The 13168-nt window shown below is 54.6% G+C and carries 10 protein-coding genes; 6 read left to right on the top strand and 4 right to left on the bottom strand.

Annotated elements, in window-relative coordinates; genetic code table 11:
• Nucleotide 1: 1 nt before the first annotated feature.
• On the bottom strand, nt 2-1384 hold the full coding sequence (locus R5H23_RS03520; protein WP_317214373.1) for an ethanolamine ammonia-lyase subunit EutB: 1383 nt from the start codon (nt 1382-1384) through the stop codon (nt 2-4).
• A gap of 182 nt (nt 1385-1566) precedes the next feature.
• On the opposite strand from R5H23_RS03520, the gene R5H23_RS03515 reads away from it, so the two are divergent.
• The 4 genes from R5H23_RS03515 to R5H23_RS03500 all read left to right on the top strand — a co-directional run bounded on the left by R5H23_RS03515 (nt 1567) and on the right by R5H23_RS03500 (nt 5869).
• Nucleotides 1567-2625, top strand: coding sequence for an AraC family transcriptional regulator (locus R5H23_RS03515; protein WP_317214372.1), 1059 nt, complete (start codon nt 1567-1569; stop codon nt 2623-2625).
• A gap of 43 nt (nt 2626-2668) precedes the next feature.
• Complete coding sequence (arfB, locus tag R5H23_RS03510) at nt 2669-3091, top strand: alternative ribosome rescue aminoacyl-tRNA hydrolase ArfB (RefSeq protein ID WP_211496242.1); 423 nt, start codon at nt 2669-2671, stop codon at nt 3089-3091.
• A 16-nt stretch (nt 3092-3107) separates the two neighbouring features.
• Nucleotides 3108-3665, top strand: coding sequence for a thioredoxin (locus R5H23_RS03505; RefSeq protein WP_317214371.1), 558 nt, complete (start codon nt 3108-3110; stop codon nt 3663-3665).
• 74 nt (nt 3666-3739) lie between these two features.
• The gene (locus R5H23_RS03500; protein ID WP_317214370.1) at nt 3740-5869 is read left to right on the top strand and encodes a M3 family metallopeptidase; all 2130 of its coding nucleotides are present in this window, start codon (nt 3740-3742) and stop codon (nt 5867-5869) included.
• Nucleotides 5870-5873: 4 nt separating this feature from the next.
• On the opposite strand, the gene R5H23_RS03495 is transcribed toward R5H23_RS03500, so the two are convergent.
• The 3 genes from R5H23_RS03495 to R5H23_RS03485 form a co-directional block, all read right to left on the bottom strand.
• Entirely contained in the window at nt 5874-7046 is a 1173-nt protein-coding gene (locus R5H23_RS03495) for a cytochrome c peroxidase (RefSeq protein ID WP_317214601.1), read from the bottom strand.
• Nucleotides 7047-7207: 161 nt separating this feature from the next.
• Nucleotides 7208-8860, bottom strand: coding sequence for an alkaline phosphatase family protein (locus tag R5H23_RS03490; RefSeq protein WP_317214369.1), 1653 nt, complete (start codon nt 8858-8860; stop codon nt 7208-7210).
• Nucleotides 8861-8872: 12 nt separating this feature from the next.
• Nucleotides 8873-9040 carry a hypothetical protein gene (locus R5H23_RS03485; protein WP_157091186.1) on the bottom strand — a complete coding sequence of 56 codons (168 nt, stop codon included), beginning with the start codon at nt 9038-9040 and terminating at the stop codon, nt 8873-8875.
• Nucleotides 9041-9244: 204 nt separating this feature from the next.
• Here R5H23_RS03485 and R5H23_RS03480 point away from each other — a divergent pair, with 204 nt between their 5' ends.
• Both R5H23_RS03480 and R5H23_RS03475 read left to right on the top strand, forming a co-directional pair.
• Complete coding sequence (locus R5H23_RS03480; RefSeq protein WP_064274565.1) at nt 9245-10597, top strand: inorganic phosphate transporter; 1353 nt, start codon at nt 9245-9247, stop codon at nt 10595-10597.
• A gap of 190 nt (nt 10598-10787) precedes the next feature.
• On the top strand, nt 10788-13157 hold the full coding sequence (locus R5H23_RS03475; RefSeq protein ID WP_317214368.1) for a TonB-dependent receptor domain-containing protein: 2370 nt from the start codon (nt 10788-10790) through the stop codon (nt 13155-13157).
• Nucleotides 13158-13168: the final 11 nt, after the last annotated feature.

Raw genomic sequence — 13168 nt, 5'->3', positions numbered from 1 at the left:
GTCAGCGCGCCATTTCACCAAGAAGGGTCTGGCCGGGTGGAATATCCAGCATGCGCTCCGTTTGCGGATCATAGAGGCCCATTTTTTCCAGCCAGCCAGAAAATTCCGGAGCGGGCTTGAGGCCCAGAAGCTTCCGAAGGCTCAGAAGGTCGTGGAACGACAGGCTCTGGTAATTGAGCATGATGTCATCAGCTCCCGGCACCCCGATCAGGAACGTGATGCCAGCGGCTCCCAGCAGCACCATCAGGTTGTCCATGTCATCCTGATCAGCTTCGGCATGATTGGTGTAGCAGGCGTCACATCCCATCGGGACGCCCAGCAATTTCGCGCAGAAATGATCCTCCAGCGCTGCACGGATGATCTGCTTTCCATCATACAGATACTCCGGCCCGATGAACCCGACGACGGTATTGACGAGAAGGGGGTCATAGGCGCGAGCAACAGCATAGGCTCGGGCTTCTACAGTCTGCTGATCAACGCCGTGATGGGCATCGGCGGACAGTGCAGCGCCCTGACCCGTCTCGAAATACATGACATTTTTGCCAATGGTACCCCGGTTCAGCGCTCGGGCGGCCTCATGGGCTTCCTTCAGAATTGAGAGGCTGACTCCGAAACCTTCATTCGCTTTCTGTGTACCTGCGATGGACTGAAACACCAGATCAACCGCGCCGCCACGGTTCATGATTTCGAGTGTGTTGGTGACGTGCGTCAGAACGCATGTCTGTGTGGGAATGTCATAGCGCTGGCGGGCATGGTCCAGCATCTCCAGCAGGGCAAGACCATTGGAGACGCTGTCTGTTGCCGGGTTGATACCAATGACGGCATCGCCCATGCCGCGCAAAAGACCATCAAGCGTAGAAGCGGCAATACCCCTCAGATCATCTGTAGGATGGTTGGGTTGCAGCCGTGTGGACAGACAACCTTCGAGGCCGATGGTATTGCGAAATTTTGTGAGGACGCGGATCTTGCGCGACACTGTCATAAGATCCTGATTTCTCATGATCTTACTGACAGCAGCGGCCATTTCCGGTGTGATGCCTGAAGCTGCGGCTGCCAGTGCTTCTGTCGTGGCGTCTTCGGACAGCAGCCAGTCCCGGAAGCCAGCAACAGTCAACGATGAGAGCCGGGAGAAGGCGTTCTGGTCATGTGTATCCAGAATCAGCCGCGTCACGTCATCCGTTTCGTAAGGGATGAGTTCTGATTTCAGGAATGTGTCCAGGGGAAGGTCTGCGAGAGCGTAACGGGCAGCCACGCGTTGAGCATCAGAAGAGGCAGACAGGCCCGCGAGTTCATCACCAGAGCGGGCAGGAGACGCTTTGGCCAGCAGCGTTTTCAAATCATCAAAAATGTACTGTTCCCCTCGCAGGGTGCATCTGTAAGCCATGGCCAGAGTCCTCTGCCTTTGCTCATCCCGAAAGTCGCATTTGGGAGAATCAAGGTTTTGTCCGTTATCGCAATTATATCTCTTTCGGACCGAGTTTGACTTGACCCGAAACAACAACGTTTTGACATTTGACGACAATGCGCCCAACACTCGTGTCAAGTGAGCAGCAACAGGAAGACACCATGTCATCCTTTCCCAAGTCTTCCGGATCAGACGTGTATGTCCTGGCGGCCGCCGCTGCCGGTGTGGAAAGATTCCTTACGGAGCAAGGCGGAGACATGGATCGCATCGCTGGGCGGTCGGGTCTTTCAACGCATCAATTCGCCATGCCGACAGATGCATTGAATCTGGGCGCGTACTGCCGTTTGTTTTCCGAAGCCGAAACAGATACGCACGACGGAAACATCGGTCTGCATTTCGGGCAACAGTTCAGACCGCGACAACTCGGGCTCATTGGTTACATCGCGCTTTGTTCAGAAACAGTGGGGCAGGCAGCGCAGAATTTGGCGACTTATTTCGGGTACCATCAGGCCCAGACCATTACACGGTTTGTTGAAGCGGATGATCATGTCCGGCTCGAATATATGATCGTAGACACGGCCATTCAGGACAAACGGCATGATGCCGAGCTGACGATGGGCATGTTTGCCAATATTTTAAGGGCTGGTCTTGGTGCGGACTGGTGCCCGCAGGCCGTTCTTTTTGCTCACGAGCAACCAGAACAGGCTTCCGAACATCGAGAAGCGTTTCAGGCCGATATACGCTTTTCTGCCGGGATGAATGCTTTGGTGTTCCGGAAAGAGGGGCTGAAAAAGCCCATGCCAGACGCTGATGCCGCTTTGCTACAGGTGATGAAATCTTCACTTGTGACGTTGGCGCGAGGGGCAGGGCACACGGTGCCTGATTCAGGGCAAAGCCTCAAAGAACAGGTTATGGTTCAGGTCCGAAAGTCGATGCGGCAGGGCGGCTCTGAATTCTCTGATGTGGCGGAAAAACTATCCCTATCGCCCTGGACCCTTCAACGCAGACTTGCCCAACTTGGCCTTTCTTATTCCGGTCTCCTGGATGAGACACGTCAGATCGATGCGTTGCGATATCTGGCAGAGCCGAACAAAGATGTTAGTGAGATTGCGTCTCTCCTTGGATATACTGAAACCAGTGCTTTCAGCCGTGCGTTCAGACGATGGTTCGGGGTCTCTCCGCGGGTCTGGAGACAGCAGAACATCGTCTCAGCGAGCTAACTGACTGTCGCACGTTCATCCATCCGTGTGGTATGGAAGAGGAATGAGTGTTGAAGTCATGCCCGGCCTGTCCCTGCGGGAAGAGGACCTGAAAGTTACCTATATTCTGGCGTCTGGCCCAGGTGGACAGAACGTCAACAAGGTTGCAACTGCCGCCCAATTGCGTTTCGATGTCTCCGGTTCTGCTGTTCTTTCAGAGCGGATACGAACCCGTCTTTTAGAAATTGCGGGAAGTCGTGCGACCCGGGATGGAGAGATCGTTTTGACCGGGCGGCGTTTTCGGACGCAGTTACGCAATCGGGAAGACGTTATCGAGCGTTTGGCAGAAATGATCCGTGAAGCTGCGCATCGACAGGCCTACCGGGTGCCGACACGCCCCGGAAAAGGAGCGCGGCAGCGCCGACTGGATGGCAAAGCCCATAGGGCCGGGATCAAACGCAATCGTCGCATCCGGCTTGATGATTGAGAGGGAGAACAGACACATGACCTTCCACCTTTCTGCTTTGGAATGGGGCGCAGGACCCAAGGTTCTTGAAGTCTTTCTGGAACCGACCTGCCCATTTTCCGTCAAGACCCTGCGCAAAATACCAGATCTCCTCCAACTTGTGGGGCAAGACCGCCTGACGGTTCGCGTGCGGCTTCAGTCCCAGCCGTGGCATATGTTCTCCGGCGTCATTGTACGGGCCATTCTGGCTGCGTCTTCGCTGGACGAAGGCCGGGATGCTGCCTTAGCCGTCATGATGGCTGTTGCAGATCATCGGGAAGAGTTCGAATTTACCGATCACTGCCGTGGACTGAATATGGACGCTACACCGGCAGACATTCTACGGCGTATCGAGGTTTATAGCGGCGTCCCGCTTGCTGAGGCCTTTGTTCGTCCGGAGGTGACGGCAGCAGTCAAATGGCATGCTCGTTACGGTCGCCAGAATGGCATTCATGTCTCGCCAACCTTCATGGTGGATGGTCTGATTGATCCAGCCTTCAGTAGTGGCGACAGTGTGGACGAGTGGGGAGCCAAGCTGTTTCCCGTAAAGGACTGACGAGACAGAGAGATTGGACGTTATGCGGCTTCTTCAATACAGTCGCCATAACGTTTAGCAGTCAGGACTTTTCAATGACTTCCAACCTCTGGACCAGAGCGGCTTTTGCACTCTCGTTTGCCGCGCTCGTTGGCACTGAAGCACATGCTGCCGCAGAAAATCCGTTCTTCAGCGCCAGCACGCTCCCCTATCAGGCTCCCCGCTTTGACCTGATCAAGGACAGTGATTACGCGCCCGCTTTTGAGCGCGGTATGGCAGATCATCTGCGCGAGATCACAGCGATTGCCAACAACAAGGCCGCTCCGACATTCGAGAACACGATTGTCGCCATGGAGAAGTCTGGTCGTCTGCTGGATCGTGTGCAGGAAACGTTCTTTGGTGTTTATCAAGCCAACAGTGATGCCGAACTGGACAAGGTTGAAAGCCGTGAAGCGCCACGTCTGTCTCAGCATGAAGATGAAGTCTATCTGAATGAGCGCCTGTTTGCGCGCGTAAAGGCAATCTACGATGCTCGCGCAAGCCTCAATCTGAACGCAGAGCAGGCGCAGCTTCTGGATGTTTATTACCAGCAGTTCGTTCATGCGGGGGCTCAGCTTTCCAAAGCTGACAAGGTCAAGCTGAGGGCCATCAACACCAAGCTTGCCAATCTTGAATCTGCCTATCAGCAGAAGCTGATTGCTGCTGCGAAAAATGGTGCTCTGGTCGTTGATAGCAAGGAGGCGCTCGCAGGACTGGATGACGGGACCATCGCCTCCGCGCAGAAAGACGCTGAAAGTCGCAAGCTTTCCGGTAAGTGGGTTCTGCCGCTCCAGAACACAACGCAGCAGCCAGCGCTGGAAAACCTGAGCAAGCGTGAAACGCGTCAGGCCTTGTTCGATCAGAGCTGGAACCGTGCGGAGAAGGGCGACAAGAACGATACGCGGTCCACAATCGCAGAACTCGCCCAGCTTCGGGCGCAGAAGGCAGCCCTGTTCGGTTACCCGAGCTTTGCAGCCTACACGCTGTATGATCAGATGGCCAAGACGCCAGAAGCTGCCGAAAATTTCATGAAGCAGCTTGTTCCTGCGGTTGCAGCTGAACAGAAGCGGGAAGCTGGTGTGTTGCAGGACGCCATCCATCGGGATGGTGAGAACTTCACCCTGAAGCCCTGGGACTGGAGCCGTTATGCGGAGCAGGTGCGTCATGAGAAGTATGCCCTCAACCAGGATGAAGTGAAGCCATATTTCGAACTGAAGACCGTTCTGACAGACGGTGTTTTCTTTGCTGCCAACCAGCTTTACGGAGTGACCTTCAAACAGCGCACTGACATCCCGGTTTATAACCCTGATGTCATGGTATTTGAGGTTTTTGATAAGGACGGTTCACAGCTTGGCCTGATGTATTTCGATTACTTCAAGCGTGATACCAAATCCGGCGGCGCATGGATGTCCAACTTCGTTGGTCAGTCCACCCTGTTGGGCACGAAGCCGGTCATCTACAACGTAGCCAATTTTACAAAAGCCGCACCAGGTCAGCCGCAGCTCATCACGTCTGATGATGTGACAACCATGTTCCATGAGTTTGGGCATGCCTTGCATGGACTGTTTGCCAGCCAGACATATCCTTCGATTTCAGGGACCAGTGTCGCAAGGGATTTTGTTGAGTTTCCGTCTCAGTTTAACGAGAACTGGGCGCTCGATCCGAAGGTGCTCTCCCATTACGCTCGGCACTACAAGACTGGCGCTCCGATGCCGCAGGAACTGGTCGCCAAGATCAAGAAGGCTGCCCGTTTCAATCAGGGCTACGCCTTGGGTGAGATCGTCGCTGCAGCGGAACTGGACATGAAATGGCATGCCCTTCCGGCGTCAGCACCACGTCAGGATGTGGACAAGTTTGAAGCTGACGCCCTGAACAGCATGGGACTGGACGTGGCCAACGTGCCACCGCGTTACCGTTCGAGCTACTTCCTGCATATCTGGTCCAATGGCTATTCGGCCGGATACTATGCATATCTGTGGACCGAAATGCTGGATCAGGATGCCTTTGCCTGGTTCACGCAGCATGGTGGCTTGACGCGTGAGAATGGTCAGCGTTTCCGCGACATGATCCTGTCCAAAGGGCATACGATGGATTATGGCCCGATGTTCAGTGCATTTTACGGGAAAGACCCGGATATTGAGCCGATGCTGGCGCATCGCGGCCTGACAGCTGATAGCCAGAAGTAAGGCGTTACGGACGGGTGGGAGACCATCCGTCCGTAAGTGTCTTTAGAAACTGGATGATTTGACTGCGCTCCTGAGGTGTCAGGGCAGGCAGGTCATCTGGTTTTCGATCCATCGGTGCGTCCGTGCGATCAAGGTTGGAGCGATACTGGGGCGGGATGTCGTCCGGAACCTGAAGATGGCCGTGTGTGTCACGGCTGTAGAAGCCTTCTGGGTGGATGTCGCGTAAGACGTAGAAATCCAGAACCTGATGAAGGTCATGAAACACGCCATTGTGGAAGAATACCTTGCGTGCTGCCACATTGCGGAGGGTGGGTGTCGCGAACATACCGCAATAGGCCGATGACGTCTCAATGCCTCCCGGCATGACTTCACACAATCCCAGATCGAAATGCCCCGTGTCGTACGGCCCCATTAAAGCCTGATTGCGCGGGGCGCCCAGTGCTTCGTATTGGCGATCCGTGAGAAGTGGCGGGAGATTACCGGGAAGCGGACGATCCAGGTGACAGGCTGCGCAGTTGCCTTTTGTCGGATCGTTGAAGAGCCGATATCCAGCACTCTCTTCCGGTGTGAAACGGGCTTTCCCTTCAAGCCATGCATCGAACTTGCTGTCATAAGCATGAAAAGACGGATCTTCGATCTGGTAGCGCGCAAGAGCAAACAAGGCTTCAGACAGCAGCAGGTCAGGGGATGCGTCAGTCGTGGGGCCGCCTAGAGCTTTTAGCCGTTGGATATACTTGGCATTTTCAAGCCGATGAAGCGCAATCTCCGGGGTGGAGGCCATTTCAGCCGGATCATAAAGGGGGCCTGACGCCTGCTGCTGGAGCGTATCGGCCCGACCGTCCCAGAACATTCCTCCTTGAGGCACAATACTGATCGTTGGGGACGCGGCTGCATTCTTCGGCGACCGATTAGCATCGGGTGCTGCCGAAGCCAGAACGGGTGCCGTCTCACTTTCTGGATTATCCGGGCCTATGCTGAAATTTGGCACGTGCTCCAGATATGTCAGGGACGGAATGGCTCTGCGGCCGTGGCTTGCCAGTGTTGGGCCTCCCAGAAACACGGAGGCAGCACCGGAAGGCCCGTAATGATGTTCTGGGCTGTGACAGGATGCACAGGACAGACGTCCTGACCCTGAGAGCAAGGGGTCGTAAAAGATTTCACGCCCGATCTTCGCCATCTCGGAAAGAGGTGCATGAGCCGGCCGATGTAATTCGACCGGACATGGATTGCTGCCGTCCTGGGTTGGCAAACATTGATCCGAAGCGACGGCTTGACTGGCCAGCATGGCGGACATTAGGCCGCCAGCCAATACGACTGTGAAAGAACGGAGTGAGACAGTCAAAGTGGTGTGGCAGGAGCCTGCTTAACAGGTTCGCCTGTCTCAGGGTTCAGGAAAACGGGTGTGAGGTGCGGGATTTGCTTGAAGTCGAACAGATCAGACAGATCAGTAGCATCTGCGTCAAATGATCCTTGTCCAAGGCGCTGACTCTGAAGCCAGTTATCTTCGATAAAGCGCGTGATGGAACTCTGGGTAATCTGGATATGGCTGACGTAGTTAGGCTTGGCCCATGGAGACAGAACGATTAGCGGTGTTCTCGTTCCAGGGCCACAACGGCCATTGACCGGCTGACCCGAAACTCCGCTCGGAGCCGGGGCTGTGCCGCAGCGGCCAGGGCCGTTGAGCTGATCTGCCGGATTATCGTAGGAGCCATGCGACGGCGTGACATAGGCATGATCGTACCAGCCATCGGAATCATCATAGGCGATGATGATGGCTGTATCGTGCCATTGAGGGCTGTGCTGAATAAGATTGATGGCCTCTACCACGCCATGTTGCTCGTCCAGTGGGTCCGAGTAACCGGCATGGCCATCCTGAAAGGCTGGCATTTTTAGGAATGAAACAGCAGGCAGGTTTCCTGCAGCGACAGTTTTGTAGAAGTCTTTCAGGTCATACTGATGGTTGGCCGGATCCCGGTGAATACCGTCCTGCTGAAAAGTACGGCCAATGACGGCGAGAGAGGATGGTCTCGCATGTGTCGGATTTGATGTGCTGGCGTAATACTGAAACCAGTTGTGGTGAGGGATATAGTCTACCACATTTTGGGCTACGACCGAGGAGTAGGTCTGGCGGTTGCAGCCTGTCGTGCCGTCAGGGTTGCGAGCAGTCAGATCGAAGCCCCCCATGAAGCCGCCCCATGTCAGGTGCTTGTCGTTCAACAGGTCACCGATGTTTTTGCTGGTCATCATGACCTGTTCGGTCGGGACGGAACAGACATCTCCAGCAGGGTCGATATCGTTGACCATCGTCCAGCCCCCTTGTCCGTCCGGAATGAACGGAGACTGGACTGTCAGGGTGGACCGTCCTTGAGCGCTTTTGACGATCTTCATGCCGTTGGTTTGTCCGGAAACCACTTCCAGAGCACCGGGAGTGGAAGGACCGTATGTGTCCGTATAGGCGGCGTCGCTCATGGCGAAATTCTGAGCGTAATTCCATAGGGCTGTGACAGTGTTACCGTCAAAATAACCCATCACCTGGCCGCGTGTTGAAAATGCTCCGACGCCACCCGGTGCCCCGCGACCGGTGTGAAGAGGGAACAGATCTGCCAGGCCATGATGATAAGCCTGTTGCTCCGCAGTATAGGCGTGGTTCTGATCGGCGGTGCTGGCTTGTGTTCTGTCCAGACGGAAGGGCAGAGCTGCATCCCGGCCGTTTTCGGCGCGCGTATTGGGGTTTTTCAACAAAAGGTCAGCCGCGATGAGCGTATTGGCCTTTGGGGTTTCTGCCGCCGCATGAAAAGCGGGCTCTCCGGCAGGGTTCGCTGCAGACGGATATGTTCCGAAGTAATGATCAAAGGAGACGTTCTCCTGATAGATCACAACAAGATGGCGAATTGGCGTTGCAGGCTCCGGAGCCTGCGTTTCCGCGGCTTGAGCCGGAGCAAGCAGGAACGGAATGAACGTCGTGAGGAGGAGAGCTGAACGTAAAGTCATGCAGGCAGAAATCTAGCTTCTCTGGTGAGACTGGGAAGTACGGCGTTTGTCAGCCTGTTCTGTACTGGCAAACAGGAGGTGGAGGCCAGAACTTTTGTCCTGTCCGATCCGGTCGTTCCAGGCGGTCATGAGTGTTTCCCGCCAGAGTTCGTGAGGCTGCTTTTTCGTGGGCTGGTTCATTGGAAAGCCTTCTGGGTGAAGCAGGCGACAGAGCCAATGGCACCATAACGGATGAATGGACGGGGAAATATTATGGTTCGGTTAAATATAAATCAGTTTCAGGGTGTGATGAAACTTTCATGAAAGAAGTTCCCTGGATCTTTAGTAAAATTACCGAAACAGCTACCAGATTAGACATACCTTTATTTGGAGATGGCATCCGGAATGCTGCACTTCGCCCCAGAGTCAACATGGTCAATCATTGCGCTTGGGATCTGCTTCCTGCTGGTCTGCGTATTTGAATTTGCCAATGGCTTCCATGATACCGCAAATGCTGTTGCGACAGTCATTTACACGAATTCCCTCAAACCGAAGGTTGCGGTTGTCTGGTCCGGCCTGATGAACCTTCTGGGTGTGTTGCTCGGCGGTATTGCCGTTGCTTACACGCTCGTAGAGTTGCTGCCGCCGGATGTTTTGTCTCCGCCGAATGGAAATCCGGCAGTTCCAATGCTGGTCGCCCTGTTTGGCACAGCTCTCGCCTGGAACCTTCTTACATGGTGGTTCGGTATTCCGAACTCTTCCTCTCACTGTGTGATTGGCTCCCTGGTCGGTATCGCCATTGGTGATTCCTTCCTGCATGCCCGCGACCTGGGGCACAGCGTGGACTGGAACCAGATCTGGAAGGTCCTGACGACGCTGGCCGTATCTCCGCCGCTCGGCTTTATTGGGGCAGGCATTCTGTTCCTGATCATTCGGAAATTCGTGCATCTTCCGGCCCTTTATCAGCGCCCTGAGCCGCATCACAAGCCGAACCCGGTTGTTCGTGCTCTGTTGGTCACCACCTGTACGCTGGTCAGCTTTTCGCATGGTAACAATGATGGGCAGAAGAGCATTGGCCTGATCATGTTGACGATCATCGGTCTGATGCCGGCGACGTTTGCCCTGAACCCTCAGGTGCCGGTGCAGTACGATATCATTCGTCAGGACGTGCAGGCTGCTCGCCCGCTTGTTGCTGAATTTGATCGTTATTCGTTCAAATCTGATGCCCTTGCGTCCATTGATCGACTGGAAAAGGGCGCGGAAATTCATGCCAGCCCCGCTGAAACACGCGGGGACATCTATCAGGTTCTGTCTGGCCTGCGTTCCGTAGCGTCCAATCCTGCTGCATCCAACGAGCAGAAGAAAGAGGCCGGATCTCTGGCCAAGAAGCTTCGCCCCACAGTGGAATATGCGCCGTTCTGGGTTCGACTGCTGAGTGCACTTTGCCTAGGCGTAGGAACAATGATCGGGTATCGCCGGATTGTTCAGACACTGGGTGAGGGCATTGGCAAGGCACATCTTACGCCTGCACAGGGCGCTGCTTCCGAAGTTGTTGGCGCAGGTCTGATCATGACGGCTGGCTACACGGGCCTTCCCGTCTCCACCACGCACATCATTACATCAGGTGTGGCTGGAACCATGGTTGCCTCAGGCTCCGGGATCAACATGCACATGTTGACCAAGATTGCTCTGGCTTGGCTGTTTACACTGCCCGTGACAATCACTGTCTCGGCGATCCTTTTCTATATTCTCGCCTGATCGTCAATTTCACAATAAGACAGTATTCAGGAAGGATCTGCCGTGAGGCAGGTCCTTTTTTGTAGGTGAACTGCAAATTGTTAAAGTGGTGTGGCAATGTCTTGAAACGATCACAAGACACAAATGAACCGTCTGCATAACGTTCCCGCGAATTCACGGGCAGTGCCGTGCCCTTTGTAGGAATACATTGATGAAGCTGATGCTTGCACTGACGACTTGCCTGAGCGGCGTTTTCGTCTTCTCCGGTGTACAGTCTGCCTTTGCAGATGATCTGAGCCCGTCACAATCTGCCCGCAAGGCCGCTCCGTCGGGTGTGCAGGTTAAGAAAGCATCAGCAAAAAAGACGGTTGCACAGCCTGTAGAAGCAACAACGTCGGAATCTGTTGTCGTCCTCGGAGCTGGTGCCGCTCGCGAAACACAGACCGTGTCGCGCCGTGCCATTCAGGAGATGACGCCGGGAACCAGCCCGTTCAAGACACTTTCCAAACTGCCGGGCGTCATGTTCACGTCGTCTGATCCCTTGGGATCTTACGAATGGTCTCAGCAGATTGTCATCCGAGGTTTTGACCAGAGCCGTCTTGGCTTCACGATGGACGGCATTCCGCTCGGTAATCTTGCTTATGGTAATGATAACGGCCTTTCGATCGGGCGGGCCCTTGAAACTGAAAACAACGGGCCGTCAACCCTGACACAGGGCGCTGGTGCTCTTGGTGTGGCAGCATCCAACGATCTGGGTGGTGCTCTTCAGTTCACGTCTGTCGATCCCACAAAGAAATTTGGTGTCGATGTTGCGGGCACGATTGGCTCTGCTTCGACCTGGCGCACATTTGCCCGCATTAACAGCGGAGAACTGAAGGGCGGCGGCCGCTTCTACGTGTCCTATAACCATCAGGATGCCAACAAGTGGAAGGGCGATGGTGTTCAGGTACAGGACCAGGCGAATGCCAAGTACATTCAGCCGTTTGGCGAGCATGTAAAACTTACGGTTTATGGAGACTGGTCCAAGCGTAAGGAAAACGATTACCAGGATCTCTCGCTCGCTCAGATTAGCAAGTACGGATATAATCTCGACAATATTACGGGGAATTATGCCCTCGCCAAGCAAATTGCTACGGCTTACCAGACAGGCACAGCTTTCCCCTCAAGCGTTCAGGATCAGGACACGGTTTACTACAATGCGGCGGGCCTGCGTGAAGATGCCATGGGATATGGCCGTCTGGATTTTGACATTACGAGCCGTCTTAAAGGCTTTGTGACCGGATATGGCCACACCAACACGGGTGAGGGCGCATGGGTCACGCCTTATCTCGCCACCCCCGCGGCTCTTGGTGGCTCTCCGCTTACGACCCGGACTACGGAATATGACATTCATCGTGCAGGCTTTATCGGTGGTCTGAGCTACAAGATCGCTAACCATACGATCGACTGGGGCTTTTGGTTCGAGAACAATAATTTCGAGCAGGCACGGCGTTTCTACCCGCTTCAGGACAGCGGATCTCCGTCATCCATCCACTGGTATCAGGGTAATTCCTTCTACACCCAGTGGCAGAGCACATTTAATACCAAGACTTATCAGGTCCACCTGGGGGATACCTGGCAGATCATGCCAGCGCTGAAGCTGACTTACGGGTTCAAGTCGCTGATCGTGGACAACTCTGCTCGCGCCCTGAGTGGCAACCTGATGGGTACGCCAACCGGCACGACCTATCCGTCGGGTTCGCTGAGTGCCTCGAATGGCTTTCTGCCGCAGATTGGTGCGAACTACCGCATTAACCAGCATAACGAAATCTTTGCTGATTTTGCTCGCAACATGGCAGCTTTCGATAGCGCACAGACATCAGGTCCGTTCTCTACAACGACGGCTGGCTTCGAAGTGCTTCAAAAGAAGCTGAAGCCGGAAATGTCCAATACTGAAGAGCTGGGATATCGCTTCCATAACCGCACGTTCCAGGCTTCTGTCACCGGCTACTATGTCGAGTTCCAGAACCGCCTTCTGGCTGTGACGCAGGGTGTTGGCATTCAGGGCAATGCGTCGGTTCTGAGCAATGTTGGCGGTGTAACGGCGCGCGGCGTGGACGTTGCTGCAAATTGGAAGTTTGCCCGCAACTGGTCGCTCTTTGCATCCTACGCGTTCAACAACTCCCTGTATGATAACAATGTTTACGCAGACGGCGTGGTCTCTGCGCGCATCAAGGGTAAGCACACAGTCGGGATGCCGTCCAATCTAGCCAATGTGGAACTCGGATATGATGATGGCGCGATCTGGGGCAATGTTCTGATGCAGTTTCAGGACAAGCGCTACTACACCTACACCAACGATGCCTCTGTGCCGGCCAATGCGATCTTCAACCTGAACGTTGGCTACCGTTTCCAGAGCCAGAACTGGTTCCTGCGTGGCATGGATGCTCAGATCAACGTCACCAATCTGTTTAACAAGCGTTATGTGGCAACAGTCGGAAGCAACGGCTTCGTCAATTCCGACCCCTCGGGGACTTTCCAGACACTACAGGCTGGTGCTCCGCGCATGGTCTTCTTTACAATTCGCAAGCATTTCGACTGATCGGACGACAT

The organism is Gluconobacter sp. GP1 (assembly GCF_032913585.1).
Classification (GTDB): Bacteria; Pseudomonadota; Alphaproteobacteria; order Acetobacterales; family Acetobacteraceae; genus Gluconobacter; species Gluconobacter cerinus.
This window is presented reverse-complemented; position numbering and strand designations above follow the sequence as displayed.

Coding starts and splice junctions, on each gene's coding strand:
- R5H23_RS03505 (WP_317214371.1), top strand. CDS start 3,108: ATGACCTTCCACCTTTCTGCTTTGGAATGGGGCGCAGGACCCAAGGTT.
- arfB (WP_211496242.1), top strand. CDS start 2,669: ATGAGTGTTGAAGTCATGCCCGGCCTGTCCCTGCGGGAAGAGGACCTG.
- R5H23_RS03480 (WP_064274565.1), top strand. CDS start 9,245: ATGCTGCACTTCGCCCCAGAGTCAACATGGTCAATCATTGCGCTTGGG.
- R5H23_RS03520 (WP_317214373.1), bottom strand. CDS start 1,384: ATGGCTTACAGATGCACCCTGCGAGGGGAACAGTACATTTTTGATGAT.
- R5H23_RS03495 (WP_317214601.1), bottom strand. CDS start 7,046: ATGGCGAAGATCGGGCGTGAAATCTTTTACGACCCCTTGCTCTCAGGG.
- R5H23_RS03515 (WP_317214372.1), top strand. CDS start 1,567: ATGTCATCCTTTCCCAAGTCTTCCGGATCAGACGTGTATGTCCTGGCG.
- R5H23_RS03475 (WP_317214368.1), top strand. CDS start 10,788: ATGAAGCTGATGCTTGCACTGACGACTTGCCTGAGCGGCGTTTTCGTC.
- R5H23_RS03485 (WP_157091186.1), bottom strand. CDS start 9,040: ATGAACCAGCCCACGAAAAAGCAGCCTCACGAACTCTGGCGGGAAACA.
- R5H23_RS03500 (WP_317214370.1), top strand. CDS start 3,740: ATGACTTCCAACCTCTGGACCAGAGCGGCTTTTGCACTCTCGTTTGCC.
- R5H23_RS03490 (WP_317214369.1), bottom strand. CDS start 8,860: ATGACTTTACGTTCAGCTCTCCTCCTCACGACGTTCATTCCGTTCCTG.